Genomic DNA, 21,353 nt, shown 5'->3' with positions numbered 1-21,353 from the left:
CCCCCGTGCAGTTCCCCGCCCCCAGGCAGCAGCCCTCCGCCCGCGAAGTGGACGCGTTCTGCATGCAGTACGCGCCCCGGGCGCCGGGCCACTCCGCCGTGCGGGATTTGTACCGGTTGCTGTGCGACGTGCCCGAGGGCGGCCTGGAAGCCCGGCTCCAGTGGGTGGAGCGCTGGATGCAGTGGCTGCGTGAGCGCATCCCCGCCCACGCGCTGGTGGACGCCTCCGAACCCGAGGTCTCCGCCGCCGACAGCCGGCTGGCCCTGATGGTGCGCGTGCTCGAAGGCGAGCCCGCCATGCGCGCCGCCCTCACGCGGCTGGTGGCCACCGTGTTCGAGGGCAGCCGGGGCCTCAAGCTCTTCGCCCAGGTAGGTCTGCCCGCCGGACAGGGCTTCTTCGCGGAGGCGTCGGACCGGCTCGCCCGTTCGCTGCTGCCCGCCCCTCCGGAGCCCGGCAAGCTGTCGGAGCTGCTGCTGCGCCTGTGCCCGGACCCGGACGACGCGGACTGGCTGGCACGACTGTCCCCCGCGCGGCTCGCGCAGCTCGCGGCGCTGGTCGGTGAACCCGCGTCGCCCGGGCCCTTGCCCGCCGCCCGCGTGCGCGCGGATTTGATGGACGCACTGCTGCTGCTGGCGGTGCAGGTGGCGGCCCTGGGAATAGCCGAGGACGTGCGCGACCGCAGCCCGGAGACGTCCTTCCGCGCCTCGCCCTTCCTGCGGATGCGGCTGGTCTGTGACGCGGTCCTGGCGCGCGACGCGGCGGCGGACACGCTGCGGGACTTATCGCAATGCGTGGCCGACTGCCGCCAGGTGGTGGGCAGCGTGTCACGCCACCTGGAGGACTCGGGCGTCAGCGTGGACCTGGTGTACCGGCTGGAGCGCATCCGCCGGGGCCTGGAGCGCATGGAGGCCATTGCCCGCGTGCTGGGGGCCCCTCGGGGCGAAGCGCGCTGGCGCGAGGCCATGACGCTGGTGTCGGACCTGCTGCGGCGCGCGCACGCGGACCGCTCCGTGGTGGAGCTGGTGAAGCGCAACATGCGGATGCTGGCGCGCAAAATCATTGAACGCGCGGGACACTCCGGCGAGCACTACATCACCAGCACCCGCGAGGGCTTCCACGCGATGGTGCACTCCGCGGCGGGCGGCGGGCTGGTGACGGCGATTGCGGTGGTCAACAAGACGTTCCTGTCGGGCATCATGCTGGCGCCCTTCTTCTCCTTCCTGGCCGTGGGCCTCAACTACGCCCTGGCCTTCCTCCTCATCCAAGCGCTGGGCTTCACCCTGGCCACCAAGCAGCCGTCCGTGACGGCGGCCACGCTGGCGGGCGCGGTGGGGGAAGGTGCCCGGGGGGAGCGGCTGGCGAGCCTGGTGGAGCTCATCCCGCGAATCACCCGCTCCCAACTGGCGGCCTTCGTGGGCAACCTGGGCGTGGTGGCCCCGACGGCCATCGTGTTCGCGCTGGGGTACCAGTTCATCACCGGTCACACCTTCATGAGCCCGGCCAAGGCCCAGGCCACGGTGGCCTCGATGCATCCGTGGAAGAGCGGCACGCTGATATTCGCCGCCATGACGGGCGTCATGCTGTGGATGAGCAGCGTGGCGGGCGGTTGGCTGGAAAACTTCGTGGTGTACCGGCGGCTGCCCGAGGCGCTGGCCCACCACCGCGTGCTGCGGCGACTTCTGGGGGAGGCGCGCGCCCGGCGGCTGGCGGACACCTTCCAGCACGCGGCCTCCGGCCTGGGGGCCAACGTGACGCTGGGCTTCCTGCTGGCCCTGGGGCCGTTGGTGGGCGGCTTCTTCGGGCTGGGGCTGGACGTGCGCCACGTCACCTTCGCGCTCGGCTTGCTCTCCCTGGCGGGCACGGCGATGGGGCCCGGCGCGGTGCTCCAGCCGGAGTTCCTGGCCGCGCTGGCGGGCACGGCCCTCACCGGCCTCATCAACTTCGGGGTGTCCTTCTCGCTGGCGCTGGGGGTGGCCGTCCGCGCCCGCGACGTCCCGACCCGCGAGGCCCTGCCCTTCCTGCGCGCCGTGCTCGCGCACCTGGTGAAGCACCCGCGCTCGTTCCTTTTACCTCCCAAGGAACCGGAAAACGACGTGCTGCGGGTCTCCGCGCCGCGCGCCCCCTGAGGGCGGGCCCTGGGGCGCCCCGCCATGACGCGGGCGTCCGTGGCAGGGCAGCGGCCGGGCGGACGGGCTTTGCCTTTCGGGTCGGGGCGTTTGCCGGTAGGGTCGCCGCCGCATGAGCGGCGATAGAAATCCGAACTCCCACTCCCGTTTCGCCCAAGCCTTCGCCGGACTGCTGGTCCGCAGGCCCGGGGCGGTCCTCCTGGTGATGCTGGCCCTGCTGGCCGTGTCGCTGTGGGGGGCGTCGAAGCTGCACATCAACTCCAACCAGCTCGACCTCATCTCCCATGACCTGGAAGAGGTGAAGGACGTCAAGCAGGTCATCGACATGGTGGGCGGCAGCGGCTTCCTCATGGTCGCCCTGCGCTCAGAGGACGAGGCCGCGCTCAAGCGCACCGCCGACGACCTCGCGAAGATCATGCAGGACGACAAGGAGAACGTCCGCAACGTCTCCTACAAGCTGCCCGTCGAGTTCATCCAGCAGAACATGGTCCTCTTCGTGAAGACGGAGGACCTGGTCGAGGGCAAGCGCCGCATCATGGCGTTCCTGCGCGACAAGCTGAAGCGCAGCAACCCGTTCTTCATCGACCTGGGCGGCTCCAAGCCCGTCGAGCTCGACATGCAGGACCTGGTCGACAAGTACTCCTCCATTGGCAAGAAGAGCATCCGCGACGACTACAACATCTCCAACGACAAGAAGATGTTGATGCTGCTCGTCAAGCCGATGTGGGACAACACCGAAATCGGCAAGACGAAGGACTACCTCGAGCGGCTCAAGGGCCAGATTGACGCGTACTCCGCGCAGCCGGGCAAGGTGAAGCTGGTGGAGGACTACCAGCTGATGGGTGATGGCAAGACCATCGCCTACGGCTTCACCGGTTCCTACAAGACGACGGTGGATGACTCCTACGCGATTGAGGAGTCGCTGGAGCCGGTGACGCTCATCGCGCTGGGCTCCATCTTCCTCATCACCATCATCTTCTTCCGCAAGCTGGCGCCGACCTTCCTGGTCGTCATCGGCACGGTGGTGGGCACGATTTATACGCTCGGCTTCACCTACGCGACGGTGGGTGAGCTGAACATGATTACGTCCATCCTGGGCGGCATCCTGCTCGGCTTCGGCATCGACTACGGCATCCACTTCATCTTCCGCACGCGGCTGGAGCTGGGCGCGGGCAAGCCGTACGACGTGGCCATCCGGGACGCGGTGATGAACGCGGGCCGTCCGGCCGCGGTGGCCGCGGTGGTGACGGCGGGCTCCTTCTTCGTGCTGATGGTCAGCGAGTTCCGCGGCTTCAGCCAGTTCGGCTTCCTGGCCGGCGCGGGCACGCTCATCCTGGGCCTGACGCTGTTCTGCTGGAGCGCGGCCATTTTGGCGCTGGCCGGCCGCATCAACCCGGAGTTGCCCCAGAAGCTCATCGGCGTGATGAAGCCGCCGCCCACCAACTCCGCCACCACCGGCAAGGAGCTGCGCATCCCCAAGCCGAAGATGGTGCTGGGCATCAGCACGGCCATCGTCGCGCTCATCTGCGCCGCCGCGGTGCCCTGGGCCGGTTCGGAGGAGCCTCCCAAGGGCGTGGAGCTGGGCTTCTTCGAGCGCCTCAAATACGGCGTGAGCTTCAACTACAACACCCGCGCGCTCATCCCCGACGGCATGTCGTCCGTGCTGCTCCAGGACGAAATCAACGAGCGCTTCAACATCTCCAGCGACCCGATGGCCATCTACACCAAGGACCTGGACGAGGCCGAAGGTGTGTACCGGGAGCTGACGCAGAACGCGCACAAGTACCCCTCCATCGACCAGGTGGTGAGCATCTTCACCTTCGTGCCCCCGGCGGAGACGGCCGCGGCCAACGCCAAGGTGCTGGAGGAGTGGAAGGCGGAGATGCAGCAACTGGAGGACGAGGGCTTCTCCGTCGCCGCGCTGCCGCCAGAGATGCAGGCCAACGCGGACTTCTTCAAGAAGGTGCTGGACGCCAAGCCCTTCGACGTCCACGGCGTCCCGGCCAACTACACCGCGCAGTTCCGCAACCTGCCCTCCGCGAAGCCGGAGAACCACGGCTACCTCACGTACATCTACGCCAGCGTGGACCTGATGGACGGCCAGAAGATGCTGGCGTTCTCCGACGAGACGAAGGTCATCAAGGCCACGTACGCGCCGGGCAAGTTCGACCAGGACGCGTGGGACCCCAAGGCCCCCGCGGTGGAGAAGGAGTTCCGCGCCGCGGGCGCCACGCAGCTCTACGCGCGGCTGGCGCGCATCGTCCTCTGGGACGGCAAGGTCACCGTGGTGCTCACCGCGCTCTGGATTCTGGCCATGCACTTCCTGGACTTCCGCAACGTGAAGCTGGCGCTGGCGTCCGTGATTCCGCTCGGCGTGGGCGTGGCGATGATGCTGGGCATCATGGCGCTGACGGGGCTGCGCCTGAACTTCATGAACATCATCATCCTGCCCATCCTCCTGGGCTTCGGGGTGAGTCACGGCCTCTACCTGCTCCATCGCTTCCTGGAGGGCACCTCCCCCCTGGTGGCCCTGCGCAGCGTGGGCGCGGCCGTCGTGTCCTCCACGCTCACGGCGGTGGTGGCCTTCGCGGCGCTGCTGGCCGCGGCCCACAACGGCCTGCGCTCCATGGGTCTGGTAGCGTGCATTGGCCTCATCACCACGCTGGTGGTGTCCTTCACGGTGCTGGCCGCGGTGATGCAGCTCATGTACGACCGGCGTCAGCGCGAGTCGGGCGCGTCCTCCGGTGAGGGCGGCTCGACTGGCGGCGGCAAGGACTCCGAGCCGAAGGCGGCCTGAGCCGTCAGGCCCGGGCGTGCACCTGAAGGAGGCCCCCTTCCCGCGGAAGGGGGCCGGGAGAGGGACATCATGATGAAGCGACTGTTGCCCGTGCTCGGGCTGGGCCTGCTGTCCGGATGCTCCGCGGTGAAGAATCAGCGGCTGCGCAGTGACTACGACACGGTGGACAAGCACCAGGTGAAGCGACTGGTGGTGGTGACGCAGCCGCTGCCCGACGGCAAGGTCGCCGTGGGCGAGCTGTGGAGCCTCATCGCCCGCCAGTGGGTGAACCAGAACCGCGACTTCCTGGTGAAGGAGAGCGCTGCGCTGCCCGACGTGCCCACGGATGCCACGTTCAAGGCCCTGTGCGTGGAGGGGCTGGAGGGCGTGCTCTGGCTGTCCCCCCAGATTCAGCTCCGGGGCAGCGGCGCGGAGGCCGCGGTGCACGCGAAGCTGGTGCGCTGCCGCGACGGCGAAGAGGTCTGGTTCGCCGAGTCCGCCGGGAGCTGGAACTCCAAGGACGAGGACTACGAGCAGCGCGTGGCTCAGTACGTCCAGGAGCTGGGGGAAGAAGTAGCGCCCTACGTGGTGCCATCCAGCAAGCTGCTGACGGCCACGCTGGACACCTTGCCCAATCCCGAACTGAGCGAAGCGGACAAGGACGAGAAAATCGAGCTGGGTGAGTAGGCTCCCCGCTCGTGGATGAGCAGATTGTCGCGCTGAGACTGGCCCTGGCCGCCCTGCTGGGGGGCGTGCTGGGCCTGGAGCGTGAGGTGCGCGGCCAGGCGGCCGGGCTGCGCACCCACATCCTCGTCTCCCTGGGCGCGTGCTGCTTCACGCTGGCCAGTGTCTTCATCGAAGTGGAGTTGGGCCCTGACACCCCCGAGGGTACTCGGGGCGACATCAGCCGCATCGCCAGCCAAGTGGTGGTGGGCATCGGCTTCCTCGGCGCGGGCGTCATCCTGCGCCACAACGGACAGGTGAAGGGCCTGACGACGGCGGCCAACCTCTGGCTCACCGCGTCCGTGGGCCTGGCCGCCGGCCTGGGCTTCTACTTCGCCGCCGTCACCACCATGACCATTGCCCTGCTGTGCCTGGCGGGCCTGCGTCCCCTGGAGCGCGCCATCAGGCGCTACCGGAAGCGGCACCGCGCGACTCGCTCCCCGGACGTGGACGAAGACGCCGAGGCCTAGCGACGCGCGCTCCCCGGACGTCCGGCCCGCGCAGTTGCTTGCGCCACAAACGCAACTCAGATACAAAAACATCCAACACATCAACACCGCCGTCCCGACGTGACTCCGCGGCAGCGCATCGTCGCGGCATGCCATGCCATGTCATGTCCGCGCGGCCGGAGCCCTCCATGCCCAAGGGAAACCGCACCATCAGCCATCTCGTGTCGTCGGCGGGGCCTGGCTACGTCTACACAGAGAAGCTTCAGCTCAAGAAGTACGACCCGCGCGTGCGCAAGCACGTGCTGTTCGTGGAGGGCAAGCCATGACGGCACCCTCGGCCACGGCCCGGCTGCCCGTGACAGTGCTCTCCGGCTTCCTGGGGGCGGGCAAGACGACGCTGCTCAACCACGTCCTCCAGAACCGGGAGGGCCTGCGGGTGGCGGTCATCGTCAACGACATGAGCGAGGTGAACATCGACGGCCGGCTGGTGAAGACGGGCGGCGGCGCGCTGAGCCGCGTGGACGAGAAGCTGGTGGAGCTGTCCAACGGCTGCATCTGCTGCACGCTGCGCGAGGACCTGCTGCTGGAGGTCTCCCGGCTCGCCCGGGAGGGCCGCTTCGACTACCTGCTCATCGAATCCACCGGCATCTCCGAACCGCTGCCCGTCGCGGAGACGTTCACCTTCACGGACGAGTTGGGCCAGGGTCTGTCGGACGTCGCGCGGCTGGACACGCTCGTCACGGTGGTGGACGCCCTCAACTTCCTGCGGGACTGGAGCGCCGCGGATGACCTCGCCGCGCGCGGACTGGCCGCGGCGGACGAGGACGAGCGCACCGTGGTGGACCTGCTGGTGGAGCAGGTGGAGTTCGCGGACGTGCTCGTCCTCAACAAGACGGACCTCGTCCCAGCGGAGGAGCTAGCCCGGCTGAAGGACATCCTGCGCAAGCTCAACCCGGACGCGCACCTCGTCACCTCAGAGCGGGGCCGCGTGCCACCCTCCGCCGTGCTCAACACTGGCCGCTTCGACTTCGAACGCGCGCGGCGCGCCCCGGGCTGGCTCAAGGAGCTGCGGGGCGAACACACGCCGGAGACAGAGACCTACGGCATCCGCAGCTTCGTCTTCCGCAGCCGCGTGCCCTTCCACCCCGCGCGGCTGTGGGACTTCATCCACGAGAGCTGGCGAGGCGTGCTGCGCTCCAAGGGCTTCTTCTGGCTCGCCACGCGGATGGACATCGCCGGTGTCTGGGCCCAGGCGGGCGGCGCCTGCAGCTTCGAGCCCGGCGGCGTGTGGTGGGACGCGATGCCCCGCGCCGAGTGGCCGGAGGATGCGCAGGCGCGCGCCGACATCGAGCGCGAGTGCGTGGGCCCACACGGCGACCGGCGGCAGGAAATCGTCTTCATCACCCAGGACGCGGACCACGAGGAGATGGCCCGGCTGCTGGAGGCCTGTCTGCTCACGCCGGCGGAACTGGCGCGCGGTCCCCAACACTGGGCGCGTCTGGAGGACCCATTCCCCGAATGGCAGGTGCAGCGAACGGACGCGCCCGATGAGGACGAGGAGCACGCCTGACGAATCGCTGCGCGCTGACGGGAAGCTCGGGGCAACCTGAGGCGCTCCGGGGAGAGATTCCCGGCGTCATCAAGTCGAGCTGGTGAGCAACGCCGCGGCGGGGGCGCTCAGTGGCGCGTGTACCGCCGCGCATCCGCGGAAGGCGCCTCGCGACGAGGCGCCGCTTCGCCTTCCCCGCTGGCCCACTGATGCATGCCGGAGGACTCCCGCGCCGGAGACGATACCTGGGACTCTTCGTCGGTGTCGTCGTCCGCCCAGCCCAGTCCGCCCGTCAAATCGTGCTGGAGCGGCAGGCCCGCCGTGGTGGAGGTCCGCCGCGCGGGTGCCAGGGCCTCCGGCTTGAGGTCCGGCAGGTGAGACAACTCCTCACGCAGGTAGACGTCCTCCCCGTCGATGTCTGCCACATCCGAGAAGGACAGCCGGCAATCGCGCGTGAAGAGGCGCCCCCTGCCGATGAAGAAACCCGCCGAGTCCGCGGCGATGATGGTGCCCACCTTCTCACCGTCCCGGTCTCTCGCGGTCATACCCATCTGGATGTTGGCGGGACTGAACATGCTTGCTCCTGGGGCGACCCCCTGTGCTCGTCCCGGCAAGTTGCACACGATGGCTCGCGTCCGGAATCCCCTTCGGGTCCGGTAGGCATGTTGGCAAGCCACCGCCGTCCGCCCCGCCCTTACGGGCGCGGGGTCAGGCCGTGTTCCGTCCCGAGGGCGAAGCCCCGTGCTCGGAGGGCTCGTGGTCCGCGGGCTCCGCGTTCCCGACTCCCGGCGCGCCCGGCTCCATCGTCTCACTGAAGCGGCGGTCCATCTCCGTGCGCACGTAGCGCTCGATTTCCTCCGCCGTGGTCAGCTCCATGGCGTTCTGCAGCAGCTCCATGGCGTCCACGCGGCTCACCCGGCGCAGGAAGCGCTTCACCACCGGAATCTGCCCCGACGTCATGGACAGCTCGTCGAAGCCCAGCGCCAGCAGCACCAGGGTGTAGAGCGGATCTCCCGCCATTTCCCCACACATGGACACGGGGATGTTGGCCGCCCGGCCCGCGTCGATGATGCCGCGCAACTGCCGGAGCACCGACAGGTGGAGGGGCCGGTAGAGGTAGGCGACCTCGCGATTCTGGCGGTCGATGGCCAGCGAGTACTGGATGAGGTCGTTGGTCCCCACCGAGAAGAAGTCCGCCTCCTGGGCCAGCCGGTCGGCGATGGTGGCCGCGCTGGGCGTCTCCACCATGATGCCCACGGGGAAGCGCTTGCCCACGGGGACACCCGCGCGGCCCAGCTCCGTGCGGCAGGCCTCCAGCTCGCTGCGGGCCTCACGCAGCTCACTCACCCCGCAGATGAGGGGGAACATCAGCCGCAAGTTGCCGTGCACGCTGGCGCGCAGCAGGGCGCGCAGCTGGGTGCGGAACAGCTCCCGGTTGGACAGGCAGTACCGGATGGCCCGCAGGCCCATGGCCGGATTGGGTTCCTTCTCGTGCTTCGTCTTGCCCGGCACCTTGTCGCCGCCCAAATCCAACGTGCGGATGGTGACGGGACGCCCGCCCATGGCCTCCAGCACCTGACGGTAGGCGCGATAGTGCTCCTCCTCGGTGGGCGCCGTCTTCCGGTCCAGGAACATGAACTCGGTGCGGTACAGGCCAATGCCCTCCGCGCCGTGCGCCAGCAGCGAGGGGATTTCCTCCAGGAATTCGATGTTGCCGTTGAGGCGAATCTGGAAGCCGTCAGTGCTGACGGCGGGCAGGTCCTTGGTCGCCAGGGCCAGCCGCTCGCTCTCCTGGTAGCGGCGCTGCTCCTCGCGGAAGACGGCGAGCTGCTCGTCCGAGGGGTTCACCAGCACCACGCCCCGGATGCCATCCATGGCCACCAGGTCGCCCGGCGAAATCTGTTCGCTGGCCCGGCCGGCGCCCACCACCGCGGGCGTCTCCCGCGCGCGGGCGACAATGGCGGTGTGGCTCGTCTGGCCGCCCAGGTCCGTCACGAAGCCCCCCACCCGGCCGCTGCGCGCCATCAGCGCCGCGTCCGCCGGAGACAAGTCGTGCGCGACGACTATGGCCTCCGCGGGGACTTCCACTTCCTCATCCACCACCTGCCCCATCAGGTTGCGGATGATTCGGTCGGCGACGTAGTCCACGTCCGAGCGGCGCTCGCGGAAGTACTCGTCGGGGATGTTGTCGAACAGGTGCTTGATTTTGCGCGCCACGCGCCGGACGGCCCACTCGGCGTTGATGCGGTCCTCGATGATGAGCCGGTTCACCTCGTCCACGAGCATGGGGTCGTGGAGCATCAACCGGTGCGCCTCGAGGATGAGGGCGTGGTCGCTGCCCTCGGTGCGCGTAATCTGTTCTTTCAGCTCGGCGAGCTGGCGGTCGGACAGGTCAATGGCTGTCTTCATCCGCATCCGCTCGGGCTCGACCTCCGCCTCCGCCAGCCGCAGCTTGGGCGTGCGGATGCGTTTGCGGTCCAGGATGAAGGCGTGCCCCACCGCCACGCCGGGAGAGGCGCCGATGCCCAACAACCTCAGAGTGGGGGTGGCCTGGCTGCTCACGGTTCCTTCCGTTCCTGTCCGTCTACCGCGTTTTCCGACCAACCCTTCACTGCGCCTCGCCGAAACGGTCACCAATGAGCTTCGCCAGCTCCTGGAGACAGGCATCCGCGTCGTCGCCCTTGCAGGTGAGCTTCACCTGGGTGCCCTGGGCGGCGGCGAGCATCAGCACGCCCATGATGGATTTGGCATTGGCCCGCTGTCCCTGGGCTTCGATGGTGACCTCGCTCTTGAACCGGTTGGCCACCTTGACCATCTGCGCCGCGGCCCGGGCGTGCAGCCCCAGCGCGTTGATGATCTCGTACGTCCCTTCGACCACGCTTGCCATCGCGACTCCCACTCTCCTTAGAGGAATGCTCCCGCCACGCAGGCCAGGCCCGCCGCGACATAGAGCACCACGTAGTTCGGCACCCGACGGCTGACCAGCACGTAGGACGCCACCCCCAGGGCCAGACATCCGGCCGCCAGCAGGGGCGCATACAGCCCGCCCGCGTTGGCCCCGAATGACACCGCGAGCCAGGCGGCCACACCGCCCGCGCTCGCCGCCGCCACCGCCCGCAGCCGGGCCCCCCGAGCGGGGAGGTTGGCGCGAGCCACTGCTTCCACCAGCCTGTCGCCCAGCGTCAGGCCCAGCCAGTACAGGCGCACCCGCAGCAGCAGGTGCACCAGATTGTAGAGCACCAGGAACAGGGGCACCGCCCACACGCCCAGCAGCGGCACCAGCGCGGCGCTCACCGCCCCCGTCGCGGGCTTGAGGGACAGCCAGAAGAAGCCGTCCCCCAGCGCGGCCAGGGGCCCCATGAGCGCGGCCTTGAAGGCCACCACCTTGTCCGGCGTCTCCTCCCCCCGGGCAATGCGCTCCTCGTGGTTGATGACGCCGCCGACAATCGCCGCCGCGACGTAGGGGTGCGTGTTGAAGAAGACGAGATGCCGGCGCACCGCCTCCTCACGCGCGGGCCCCTGTGGGTACAGCGCCTCCAGCGCGGGATAGACGGCGTAGGCCAGCCCCAGGTTCTGCATGCCCTTGGGGTTCCACGATGCCTGGAGGAAGAGCGAGCGAAGGAAGACGCGCAGCAGCACGCCGAAGGGAAGCGCGGCCGGGGGCGCGCTCATCGGCCCTCCAGGAGGATGACGCACACGACGGACGCCGTCACCACCGCCGCGCCCAGCCCCGCGAAGAGCGGCGCGCGCCGCGCGTGGCTGCCCTGCGCCGCGATGGCCGCCGCCACGGACGCCATGGCCGGCCAGGCCCACGCCAGCCCGCGCACCACCACGGGGGGCAGCGCCTGGAGCAGCGGTTCAATGTAGAAGCCCAGCAGCGCGCAGAGCGCGGTGAGCGTGCCGTACACGGCGAAGTGGGGCCACATACCCCACAGGTTCTGCCGCATGGCGCGGGTGATGTTCCCCGCCTCCGCGGAGGCCAGCGCCACCCGGGCCAGCCGCGCCGTGTATCCCTCCAGCAGCCGGTCACCCTTGCGGCCCACGCGTCCCAGGCCGATGAAGAGCAGCACGGCGAGCGACCAGATGGCCGGCGTGGAGCCCGCGCCCGTGGCCGCGGACAACGTGGCCGCGGCGGCGCTGATGCCGGTGGCCGCCAGGGTGTCGTTCTCCGGCAGCGCGGCACCCAGGTTGGCGGTGCCCAGGAAGAACAGCTCCAGGAGCATGCCGATGGCCAGGCCCGACGCCACGTCATCGAGCAACGCGCCCATGACGGTGGCGGCGACCAGGGGCCGGGACATCATGGCCTGGAGGAACGCCTTGCGTTCCAGTGCCACCAGTCCGCCCCACAGTCCCGCGAGCGCCACCTGAGTCCAGACGACGCTCACGCACTCACCCGGCCTTCGCCCACCGCTCGCGGAGATCCGGCAGGTCCACGGGCTTCTCGGCGGGCACCGCGCGGGCCGTCACCCGGACGCCCTGGTCGGCCAGTTGCTGGAGCGTCGTCAGCTCGGCCTCCGCCAGGAAGACGGACGGGGAGACCTGCCTGCGGCCGGTGCCGAAGTGCACGTTGCCCAGATTCAGCTCATCCATGGCCAGCCCGTGCGCATGCGCGAAGGGCACCGAGGCGACATCCCGCAGCAACACCAGGGTGCGCACACCGTCCTTGGACAGGGCGGCGAAGTCCACCTGGGACAGGGGCAGAATCTGCACCTCGATGGCGCTCTGGACAGCCAGGGCCATGGCGGCCCGGATGAGAGGACTGGAGGCCGCCTCGTCATCCGCCACGACCACCCGGGAGACTTTGAGGAACGGGAGCCAGGCCTCGACGACCTGACCATGGATGAGGCGGTTGTCGACGCGGACCAGGGTGATCACGGCAGTCTCGAATCGCCGACCCGCGCGGGTCCGTCAAGTTCGCGGCTGCTGTGCCTCGCGAAGCAGGGCGGATGCGCAGGTGATGTTGCGCTGGCCGTGCGAAGCCAGCTGGTTGGCCATCTCCGGTAGCGACAACTGCTCCGAACGGAGCGAGTTCGCCTTCAGCAGCATGGGCAGGTTGACGCCAGCAAGGACCTCCACATTCATTCGCTGACACATCATCAGCGACTCCTTACAGGGCGTACCTCCGAAGAGGTCGGCCAGAATGATGACACCGGAGCCCTCATCCACGCGGGCGATCGCTTGCTTCATCTTCGCCCGGATATCCTCGACAGGAGTCCCAGGCTCGATGTTACAGGCTGCCACCGCGGGAAGCTCTCCCACGATCTGCTCCGCGGTGGAGACCAGCTCCTCCGCCAGACGTCCGTGCGCTGCGACGACGAGGCCGACCATGTCCGCTCCTGACCAACCCCCCGAAGCTGCGTCCTACGCCTGAACGGTGCGGCGCGCAACTCCGGCGAAAGTTTCCGCCCTGACCTCTGACCTAAGCTGCCTCTTCCCGCCTCGAAAGCTAAGACGACCACAGCGATGGTGCCCGAAATTTCGGGTCCGGCCGCGCACAGGGCTGTCGCCTGCCAGACGGGGGAGCGACACCGCTTCCCCACACTCTATGAGATGCGCTGGCGACTTCCAGGATGCGTCGAGAAGGACGCCCATCATTAGGCGCCGTATCAACCGCCCGGGGGGCAAGCAGACATCCAGAGGTCGTCTTTGACGCCCGTTTTCGGCACGGCGGATTACTTGTGGGGATGCGGCGGGCCGGATGGGATGTGCCCGGCGTTGAACGCACCGGCCTGACTCCGGGGCGACGCGAGGACGTCATGGCCAAGACGAAGCTGCTGAAGCAAGGCGATGCGGTACCGGACATCACCCTCACCGGCGCGGGTGGGCAGTCGGTGCAGCTGCGAGACCTGGTGGGTCAGAAGGTATTGGTCGTCTACTTCTATCCGAAGGACGACTCGCCCGGTTGCACGGCGCAAGCCTGTGGACTGAGGGACCAGTACGAGGACTTCGTCGCCGCGGGCGCGGAGGTGGTGGGCATCAGCGGTGACTCGGTGGGCTCGCATGAGGGCTTCGCGGCAAAGCACCGACTGCCCTTCAAGCTGCTCAGCGACGCGCGCGGCGAGGCGCGCGAGGCCTTCGGCGTGTCCTCGTCGTTCCTGGGCCTGCTGCCCGGACGGGTGACCTTCGTGGTGGACCGGTCGGGCATCGTCCGCGACAGCTTCGAGTCGCAGATTCGCGTCGGCGAGCACGTACGGCGCGCGCTTGAGCTGGTGCGCGCACTGGCGCAGGAAGGTGGCGCGCCGGCCTCCGCCGCGAAGTAGCGGGCGGAGGAGCACGCGAGGTGGCTCCGGGCCCCAGCGCCCCGGAGCCCCGCCGCGGCTAGCGCCCCAGGACGGTTGGAATCTCCGCGAGCGGCGGGAAACCCCAGCGCGCGCGCTCCTCGTCCGTGACGTTGGGGTCCACCGGGTGGAGCGTCATCTCCTTCGATTCCGGGTTGAAGCGGTACTGGGTGCCGAAGCGCTGCGGAAGGTTGGCGTTCATCAGCCAGCGGTCCCAGGCCGCCGCGGCCAGCCACAGGCCGCGGGGGTGGCCCCGCTTCGCGGCCTCCGCTCCCATCTGCCTTGCCATGGCGTAGTCCTCCGGCGTGTTGCCGTGCTGGAAGATGAACCCCGCGGACAGGAAGTCCGCGCCTTCCTTCAACGCGCCTTCGGCCATCAGGGCCTTCACGCGCTCGCGCCGCTGCGCATCCCGCTCGGCGACCCGCTTCCACGCGTCCGCCCCATCGAGCGGCCCCTGACGGTCACTCTGGTCCTCCACGAAGAGCGTCTTCAGCTCTGAACTCGAGTTGGGATGGACATCCGGGAGCGTGGTGATGCGCTCCACCTGCGCGAGGTACACCGGCTCCTCGCGCAGCGGCTCCAGGTCCGCGTCCTGCATCAACCACCCCACGTCGCGGAAGCCCAGCTCCACGGACTGGGACAACCTGCGCAGCGCAACGTCCTTCCGGCCGAGCCGGGCCGCCGAACACGCCGCGGAGTACGCGGCGTCCGGGTCCCGATTCCCCGCGTCCAGGGCCTCTTCATAGAGCGCCAGCGCTTCCGCGAACTTGTCTTCTCGCGACAACACGTTCGCCTTGCGCACCTGCCTCCAGCCGGGCATCGGCGCGGCGGGCGGCTCCATGTGGGGCAGCCCCGCGGCGGGCGTGGAGGTCACGGGGGCCTCGGCGGACGACGAGGCCGCGTGGGCCTCGGCGGGCGGCGCGGATTCGGGAGCGGAGGCCGGCGCATGGGCACACGCCGACATCAGCAAGCAGACAAGGGAGGAGAGGAGCGTTCGCATGGCCCGCATCCTAGAGGGCCCGCACGGCGTTCCGATACGCCTTGTACGGGTGCCAGCACCGCACGCGCGAATCCCATGCGCGAACGGACGCGGCGGACCGCGTGCGTCTCCACGTCATTTCACTTGGGCGAAAGCGCCGGCGCTCCCAGAGGGATGGACGCAGGAAGCACGTCTCCGTCGTGCGAGGACGCGCGTTGGCCCAGGCCTTGCTCAATGCCTTTCTGTCTCGCGATGCACGCGATGCAGAAGGAGCGCCGTCATGATGTTCCCCGATGAGAACTGGTTCGACGAAGTGGTGCTCAACATGGGTCTGTTGATTGCCCTGAAGGTGGTGGGCGTGGTGATGCTGCTCGTCACCTATGCCAACCCGTCGTGACGTGGCGGCATACCGCTTTCGTGCGCAGGGATTGCGCCGCGGAGGACGGCCACGGCTTCGTCACGCAGAACACCGGGCTGCGCGCGTTCCGGGCGCGTTATCGTGGGCCCATGTTCAACTCTTCCGGTAGGCGGTGGGGCGTCGCGGTGCTGTCCCTGGGAATGCTGGGCAGTGCGTGCGCGGCGCGGCAGGACGTAGCGCCATCCGCTGAAGCGACGCAGGAGACCCCGGCCATGGCGACGACCTTGACGTGCACGCTGAGCGGCCCGGCGCGGGTGCGCGCGGGCGACCCCGTGGAGCTGGTGTTCGAGCTCAGCAATCCCACGGCGCAATCCCTGCGCGTGCTCGGCTGGCACACGCCGCTGGAGGGCGTACGCAACAAAATCTTCGACGTGTCCCGTGACGGTGGCGCGCTCGAATACCGGGGGCCCATGGCGAAGCGCGCGCTGCCTACGGCCGACAGCTACGTCACCCTCTCCCCTGGTACGTCGTTGGAAGGCAAGGTGGACATCGCTCGCTTCTATGACTTGCAGGCGCCGGGAACGTACCGCATCGCGTTCCGAGGCCCGCTGATGGACGTCGCCCGGGAAGGCGAACCGGTGCCCGCTCCGAATGGCGGATTCCGCCCGGCGGAAGTGCCATGCCCCGTGGTGGAGGTCACCGTCACGCCCTGACGGCCAGGACGCGAGCCTCGCGCGGACCGCTCTTCCGCGCGGGGTGGCGCGCCGTCAGCCCGCCACCAACATGGCACGCTGCCGCGCGGGGCGGATGCGAGCGGTGGCACCCGCGCCGAAGCGGAGGAAGTCCTCCTCCACGCCGTCGCTGAAGATGACACCCTCCGACGCCATTCGCGACTCCAGCACCAGCTCGCGCTCCTCCGTCACGTCGCCCATCACCAGACTGGCGCCCGAATGACGGCTGGCGAAGGGCTCGCGCACCACGAAAATCAGCTGCGGGTCCTCCCAGCCCAGGCGCACGGGCGCGCACGGCACCCCACCCGCGTGGGCCGTCACGCCTCGCGCCAGGTTGAAGATGGAGGACAGCCACCCGGTGGCGCCCGCGCCCGTGGACACCACCACGCCGCTGGAGGACTGGGACTCCTCCTGGTCCCCGGTGCGCAGCCGGTAGCGCGCGGACACGTGGGAGCGCGCCCCGATGAACAAGTCATTGAAGGCCAGCAGCCGCTGCCCGTCATCCAGCCGCGCCTCCGCCAACGTCACGCGCTTGAAGGCCGCCTTGCCCTCCAACACCCGCCGCACCGCCCCGCGCGCCCCCGAAACCGAATGGGGCAACAGCACGCCGTCGAAGCGCTCCGGGTCCGGATTCACGCCCACCAGCGGCTGCTCCCCCACGTACTTCGCCACGTTCGCCACCAGCCCGTCCTGCCCCGCGACGACCACCACCTCCTTGCCGGTGAAGAGGAAGGTGGGCACCAGGCTCCGGTCCACCTGCTGCACCGGCAACCCGAAGGACAGCGACTCCCGCAGCGAGTCCACGTTGCACCGGTAGGTTTCGTCCTCGCGGGTGAACTCATCGAAGTCCTGCCCCGCGTGCTCCACGTAGAACTTCGCCTGCTTCTTGGTGTTGAAGCGCTCCACCAGGCCCGCCATGCGCGTGCGGCGGGTGACGAGCACGATTTTCTCGTACATGGTCCCCTCCCCTGCCTCAGCGCTCGCGGCTCGTCGCGCCCACCAGCGAGCGCAGGAGGTCCGGCGACACGTTCAGCTCGCCGATGCGCTGCGCGTTCTCCGCCATCTCCCGGAAGGCCAGGGCGATGTTGAGCGCCGGGTCCCCACCACTGGCCGACGTGGCCATCAGCGTCTTCCAGTCCACCCCACGCACGGGGGCCAGCGTCTTCTCCAACGCGTACGCGCGGGCATCCGCGGCCTGCCGCTCGTTGTCGCTCCAGCGCGTCATCAGCTCGGCGCGCTGCTCCTCCACGGCGATGTCCGCGGCCATCTTCGCCTCGCGAATCTGCCGCTGCCGCGCCTCCACCGCCAGCTCCGTGGCCAGCTCGCTCTCCTTGATGCGACGCTCCTGCTCCACCGCCGCGTTGCGGCGCGCGTAGATGGCTTCATCCGCGTTGCGTTGCAGCGCCTCGCGCGCCTCGGCCTCCAGCGCCCGCGCCATCTCCGGCGCCGGCTTCACCGAAAGCAGCGAGAAGGCCATGACCTCCACGCCCAGCGCCTTCACCGGCTCCGCCACGGCCAGGGCCGCGAGCACCTGCTGCTCGATGGCGTCCGAGCGCACCAGTACCTCGCGCAGCGTCAGCCCCTGCACCACCGAGCGCGCCCGCACCTGCGCCACCTGCACCAACCGCTCCTCGAGCTTCTCCGGGTCGTCCGAGTGGTAGCGCCCCGTGGGGGCCAATGAGTAGTCCAGCAACGATGCAAGCCGGCGCGGGTCGGTGACGCGCCACGTGAGCTGCCCTTGCAGCGTCACCGCCTGGAAGTCCCGCGTCACCTCATTGAAGACGAAGGGCACGTCCGCGCTGGACAGCGGCACCGACACCAGCGTCGCCGACGGCTTCCAGTAGAAGAACGAGAGCCCCGCCCCCTCCCGGACCACCTTTCCCGCCTCGAACTGCATCACGTACGTCGTCGGTGCCGCCTTCATGTAGCCGATGACCATGGGCCCTCCGCCCTTACTTCGTGTCCTCAGGACACATAGTTAGTGTCAAATAGACACGACTTCAAGTCAATGTGCGGAAGCGCGAGGTGCGGGCCCACGGATGTCCGGTGCCGAAACACGGTTCATCCGCGTCGCGACACAAAGCACACAGGTCTCATGGACGAATGCGCCGGTCGTGCGCAGGGTGGCGGGAGCCCCGGATCTGGCTCCAGTGATGCCGGGCCAAGAGGAAAGGTGCATCGTGGCGACACACGAATGGCATCCGGTTGCAGCGAGATTTTCGCGCGCCGACCATTCCGCCGCCGCATGCAGTCCCTACCTTTCCAGAGCACTTTGGGAGAGCGCATGCGGATCGCGGTGATTTCGGACCTACATCTCGGGCGGCGTGATGCCGCCGACCACTTCGGGCACGACGACTCCGGCTTCCTGCGGTTCCTCCGTTTCTTGGAAGGCAACTTCGAGCGCATCGTGCTGCTCGGGGACATCTTCGAAACGCTCACCCCGCGCACGCCGGGGCGGAAGGTGGCGGAGCTGCTGGCGGCCCGCGCGGCGCACCCGGAAATCGTCCGGCGCTTCGAGCTGCCGCGCTACCACTACATCCACGGCAACCACGACCTGGTGGCGGGCACCGTGCTGGGGGCGCCCGACCAGCTGATTCTGGAGGCGGACGGCGTGCGGATGCTGTTCACCCACGGACACCACCACGACTGGATGATTCGCAAGGCGCGCCTGCTGTCGGAGGCGGCGGTGTGGGCCGGGGCGTGGCTGCGGCGGATGCGGATGCGGGCGATGTTCCGCTGGTTCCAGGCGCTGGACTTGAAAATCACCAACGCGCTGCCGGACCCGGCGCGCTGCACCTTCCAGCGCTGGGCCATGGCGCGGGCCAACGCGCATCACGCGGACGTCGTCGTCACCGGCCACACCCACCTGGGTCTGCGGGTGGAGCACGGCAGCAAGCTGTTCCTCAACAGCGGCACGTGCTCGGAGGGGCAGTTCTCCTTCCTCAGCCTGGACACCCGGGCCGCGAGCTACTCGCTGCACACCACCTGGTAGCCGCAGGACCGCGGGCGGGCAGGAAGGCGGCAGGGAGCCCGGTCCGCCGCTTCTTCCTCCCCCATACCGCGGGCGGGGGAAGTAACATTGGCGGATGTTCAGGCGGCTCACCGAGGCGCTCCGCGTCCTGACGCGACGCTCCCCGATAAGAGACCCCGGCCCCACGCCGGGTTCCCCCCGGCAGATGCTCCTTTCAGACGTGCCCGCTGACGGCCGGCCCCGGACGAAGAAGGCGGCCGCGCGCCGGTCACAGTCACGCACCTCCCGGCTGGCGCGCTACTTCGACCTCCACGACGACTTCCGCATCCCCGGCCGGCCCGAGCTGAGCGACCCGGTGGCGGTGGATGTCCGCCGGAAGCTGGACTCCGTCTGGCTCTTCACCTCCGGCGCCCCCGTGCGGAGCGTGGGCAAGCTGCGCCTGGCGGTGACGCCGCCCGGACCGCCGCTGGACTTCTCGCTCGCGGGCGCGGGGCTCACCCCCGTCGTCTCCGCGCGGGTGGCCTCCGTCTTCCGGGAGCTGGCGCCCGATGACGTGCAACTGGTGCCGGTGGAGGTGGAGGACCGCGACGAGCCCCACTTCATCCTCGTCGCCACCCGGCTGGTGCGCTGCATCGACGACCGGGCCTGCGAGGAGGTCATCCACTACACCGCCGAGGATGGCCTTCCCGAGCGCGTGGGGCACTACCGCAGCGTCAGCGGACTCCGGGTCGATCCCACGAAGGCGAACGGCGCCCGGGTGTTCCGCACCTGGGGCTGGCCGGTGAGCCTCATCGTGTCCGAGGGCATCAAGGAGGCCCTGGAGCATGCCGGCATCACCGGCGCGCGCTTCGCCGAGGTGACGAAGCCCCCACGCAAGCCCCGCCGGAAGAAGACCGCCGCCAAGAAGTCCCGGCCCAAGCGCCGCTGAGCCCACCCCGCCTCCAGCCCTTGCGGTTGCAATAGAGTTGCCACCCGGCTGGAAACTTGTGGGGTAGGGGCACTACCAATATCTTCCTCGTTTTCCAGCAAATACCTGGGGACGACGTTGGACAACGAGGACAGCTATTTCGGCAAGTACCGGCTTGTCCAGCAGCTGGCGACCGGCGGGATGGCCCAGCTCTATCTGGCCTCCATCGACGGCCCCGACGGGTTCTCCAAGTCCTGCGTCATCAAGCGCGTCCTGCCGGAGTACGCCAGCCTGGAGTCGTTCAGCCGCATGTTCGCGGACGAGGCGAAGGTCGCCGCGCTGCTGACGCACCCGAACATCGTGCAGGTCTTCGACTTCGGGCGGGTGGACGGCCAGTACTACCTGGCCATGGAGTGGATTCAGGGCCACTCGTTGGACCGGCTGCTGCGGCAGGCACTCCGAAGCGGCCGGGTGGTGGGGACTCGCGTGGCGGTGGACGTGGGGCTCGCGGTGGCGGACGCGCTCGCGTACGCGCACGCGAAGACGCTGCCGGATGGAACGCCCCTCAAGCTGGTGCACCGCGACGTCACGCCGGGCAACGTGCTGGTGTCGCGCGACGGCATCATCAAGCTGGCGGACTTCGGCATCGTGAAGAGCGCCGTCAACGCGGAGCGCACCGTCGCCGGGGTGGTGAAGGGCAAGTACCCGTACATGTCCCCGGAGCAGATCACCAGCCAGGAGCTGGACCACCGCTCCGACCTGTATTCGCTGGGCATCGTCCTCTACGAAGCCGCCACCGGGCGCCGCCTGTTCAAGCGCGACACGCTGGAGGCCACCATCATGGCCGCGTCCCAGGCGAACGTGCCGCCGCCATCGCAGGGGACGCCCGACTTCCCCGCGGAGCTGGAGCGCATCATCCTCCGACTCCTGCAGAAGGACCTCGCCACGCGCTACCAGAGCGCCCGGGAGCTCCGGGACGACCTGGAGCGCTTCCGCGCCGCCCAGCAGTGGGCGTCGGGAACGCATGAGATGGCGGCGCTCGTCGCCGAGCTGTTCCCCCCCAACATCACGGGCCTGCCGCACACCGCGCTGCCCGCCTCCAGCACCTCCCATGCCAGCAACTCCGCCACGAGCCGGACGCCCGCCCCCAGCGCGGAGCCCGAGCGAGAGCTGAGCAGCACCTCCCCCGCCACGCGGGCGCATGGCGCCGTGGAGGTGCCGCTCGACACGAGCGCCCAAGGCTTTCCGTGGGGAATCGCCCTGGCCGCGGGTTGCGCGGCCCTGGGCACAGCGCTGTTCTGGTTACTGGCCCCCTGAGTGGCTGCCGCCCGGCGCTGACGGCGCGGCAACGAGACCCTGATGAAACAGAAGACGTGGATTGCCGTCATCATCCTGGGCACGCTCACCGCCAACGCGGTGGCCTACCGCGTGGTGCGAAGCCAACGCGACAGCGCCCCCGAGGCCACGCCGGACGCCATCACCCGCGCGCCCACCACCCCGCCGCCC

21 protein-coding genes are annotated in these 21,353 nt (G+C 69.2%); 11 read left to right on the top strand and 10 right to left on the bottom strand.

Annotated features, from left to right (window positions below; all coding sequences use genetic code 11):
• Nucleotides 1-5: 5 nt before the first annotated feature.
• The 6 genes from F8M74_RS34690 (at nucleotide 6) to zigA (ending at nucleotide 7,644) form a co-directional block, all read left to right on the top strand.
• A complete protein-coding gene (locus tag F8M74_RS34690) occupies nucleotides 6-2,126 on the top strand; it encodes a site-specific recombinase (RefSeq protein ID WP_141257932.1) in 2,121 nt (706 codons plus the stop codon).
• A 112-nt stretch (nucleotides 2,127-2,238) separates the two neighbouring features.
• On the top strand, nucleotides 2,239-4,923 hold the full coding sequence (locus tag F8M74_RS34685; RefSeq protein WP_141257933.1) for an RND family transporter: 2,685 nt from the start codon (nucleotides 2,239-2,241) through the stop codon (nucleotides 4,921-4,923).
• Nucleotides 4,924-4,992: 69 nt separating this feature from the next.
• Entirely contained in the window at nucleotides 4,993-5,589 is a 597-nt protein-coding gene (locus tag F8M74_RS34680; protein WP_141257934.1) for an MXAN_6521/LA_1396 family lipoprotein, read from the top strand.
• A gap of 11 nt (nucleotides 5,590-5,600) precedes the next feature.
• Entirely contained in the window at nucleotides 5,601-6,095 is a 495-nt protein-coding gene (locus tag F8M74_RS34675) for an MgtC/SapB family protein (RefSeq protein ID WP_141257935.1), read from the top strand.
• 167 nt (nucleotides 6,096-6,262) lie between these two features.
• Nucleotides 6,263-6,400 carry a 50S ribosomal protein L33 gene (gene rpmG, locus F8M74_RS34670; RefSeq protein WP_141257936.1) on the top strand — a complete coding sequence of 46 codons (138 nt, stop codon included), beginning with the start codon at nucleotides 6,263-6,265 and terminating at the stop codon, nucleotides 6,398-6,400.
• On the top strand, nucleotides 6,397-7,644 hold the full coding sequence (zigA, locus tag F8M74_RS34665) for a zinc metallochaperone GTPase ZigA (RefSeq protein ID WP_141257937.1): 1,248 nt from the start codon (nucleotides 6,397-6,399) through the stop codon (nucleotides 7,642-7,644). The genes rpmG and zigA overlap by 4 nt, the downstream gene beginning before the upstream one ends.
• 107 nt (nucleotides 7,645-7,751) lie before the next feature.
• Here the strand turns inward: zigA and F8M74_RS34660 are convergent, their stop codons facing one another.
• The 7 genes from F8M74_RS34660 to F8M74_RS34630 form a co-directional block, all read right to left on the bottom strand.
• Nucleotides 7,752-8,198: a hypothetical protein gene (locus F8M74_RS34660; protein WP_141257938.1), complete on the bottom strand. Its 447-nt coding sequence runs from the start codon at nucleotides 8,196-8,198 to the stop codon at nucleotides 7,752-7,754.
• 133 nt (nucleotides 8,199-8,331) lie between these two features.
• On the bottom strand, nucleotides 8,332-10,185 hold the full coding sequence (gene ptsP, locus F8M74_RS34655; RefSeq protein WP_011556460.1) for a phosphoenolpyruvate--protein phosphotransferase: 1,854 nt from the start codon (nucleotides 10,183-10,185) through the stop codon (nucleotides 8,332-8,334).
• 46 nt (nucleotides 10,186-10,231) lie between these two features.
• Nucleotides 10,232-10,510, bottom strand: coding sequence for an HPr family phosphocarrier protein (locus tag F8M74_RS34650; protein WP_002633201.1), 279 nt, complete (start codon nucleotides 10,508-10,510; stop codon nucleotides 10,232-10,234).
• 17 nt (nucleotides 10,511-10,527) lie between these two features.
• A complete protein-coding gene (locus F8M74_RS34645; protein WP_011556462.1) occupies nucleotides 10,528-11,295 on the bottom strand; it encodes a PTS system mannose/fructose/sorbose family transporter subunit IID in 768 nt (255 codons plus the stop codon).
• Nucleotides 11,292-12,008, bottom strand: coding sequence for a PTS sugar transporter subunit IIC (locus F8M74_RS34640; RefSeq protein ID WP_141257939.1), 717 nt, complete (start codon nucleotides 12,006-12,008; stop codon nucleotides 11,292-11,294). The genes F8M74_RS34645 and F8M74_RS34640 overlap by 4 nt, the downstream gene beginning before the upstream one ends.
• Nucleotides 12,009-12,012: 4 nt before the next feature.
• Nucleotides 12,013-12,498 (bottom strand): PTS sugar transporter subunit IIB, encoded by a 486-nt coding sequence (locus F8M74_RS34635; protein ID WP_141257940.1) that lies wholly within the window; start codon nucleotides 12,496-12,498, stop codon nucleotides 12,013-12,015.
• 33 nt (nucleotides 12,499-12,531) lie between these two features.
• A complete protein-coding gene (locus F8M74_RS34630) occupies nucleotides 12,532-12,951 on the bottom strand; it encodes a PTS sugar transporter subunit IIA (protein WP_141257941.1) in 420 nt (139 codons plus the stop codon).
• Nucleotides 12,952-13,379: 428 nt separating this feature from the next.
• On the opposite strand from F8M74_RS34630, the gene F8M74_RS34625 reads away from it, so the two are divergent.
• Nucleotides 13,380-13,883 (top strand): peroxiredoxin, encoded by a 504-nt coding sequence (locus F8M74_RS34625; protein ID WP_141257942.1) that lies wholly within the window; start codon nucleotides 13,380-13,382, stop codon nucleotides 13,881-13,883.
• A gap of 58 nt (nucleotides 13,884-13,941) precedes the next feature.
• Here the strand turns inward: F8M74_RS34625 and F8M74_RS34620 are convergent, their stop codons facing one another.
• Nucleotides 13,942-14,901, bottom strand: a complete 960-nt coding sequence (locus tag F8M74_RS34620; RefSeq protein ID WP_228560763.1) for a hypothetical protein — start codon at nucleotides 14,899-14,901, stop codon at nucleotides 13,942-13,944.
• A 609-nt stretch (nucleotides 14,902-15,510) separates the two neighbouring features.
• Here F8M74_RS34620 and F8M74_RS34615 point away from each other — a divergent pair.
• On the top strand, nucleotides 15,511-15,951 hold the full coding sequence (locus F8M74_RS34615) for a protease (protein ID WP_228560761.1): 441 nt from the start codon (nucleotides 15,511-15,513) through the stop codon (nucleotides 15,949-15,951).
• Between the two features lie 54 nt (nucleotides 15,952-16,005).
• On the opposite strand, the gene F8M74_RS34610 is transcribed toward F8M74_RS34615, so the two are convergent.
• Together F8M74_RS34610 and F8M74_RS34605 are read right to left on the bottom strand one after the other, a co-directional pair.
• Nucleotides 16,006-16,926, bottom strand: coding sequence for a hypothetical protein (locus F8M74_RS34610; protein WP_011556471.1), 921 nt, complete (start codon nucleotides 16,924-16,926; stop codon nucleotides 16,006-16,008).
• A gap of 16 nt (nucleotides 16,927-16,942) precedes the next feature.
• Nucleotides 16,943-17,908: an SPFH domain-containing protein gene (locus F8M74_RS34605; RefSeq protein ID WP_141257945.1), complete on the bottom strand. Its 966-nt coding sequence runs from the start codon at nucleotides 17,906-17,908 to the stop codon at nucleotides 16,943-16,945.
• 345 nt (nucleotides 17,909-18,253) lie between these two features.
• Between F8M74_RS34605 and F8M74_RS34600 the strand changes: the two genes are divergently transcribed.
• The 3 genes from F8M74_RS34600 to F8M74_RS34590 all read left to right on the top strand — a co-directional run bounded on the left by F8M74_RS34600 (nucleotide 18,254) and on the right by F8M74_RS34590 (nucleotide 21,164).
• Entirely contained in the window at nucleotides 18,254-18,961 is a 708-nt protein-coding gene (locus F8M74_RS34600) for a UDP-2,3-diacylglucosamine diphosphatase (protein WP_141257946.1), read from the top strand.
• Nucleotides 18,962-19,145: 184 nt separating this feature from the next.
• The gene (locus tag F8M74_RS34595) at nucleotides 19,146-19,868 is read left to right on the top strand and encodes a DUF1629 domain-containing protein (protein WP_141257947.1); all 723 of its coding nucleotides are present in this window, start codon (nucleotides 19,146-19,148) and stop codon (nucleotides 19,866-19,868) included.
• Between the two features lie 117 nt (nucleotides 19,869-19,985).
• Entirely contained in the window at nucleotides 19,986-21,164 is a 1,179-nt protein-coding gene (locus tag F8M74_RS34590) for a serine/threonine-protein kinase (protein WP_141257948.1), read from the top strand.
• Nucleotides 21,165-21,353: the final 189 nt, after the last annotated feature.

This window comes from Myxococcus sp. CA023 (assembly GCF_010998615.1).
GTDB lineage: Bacteria > Myxococcota > Myxococcia > Myxococcales > Myxococcaceae > Myxococcus.
The sequence above is the reverse complement of the archived record's forward strand: the minus strand, read 5'-3'. Positions and strand labels throughout refer to the sequence as shown.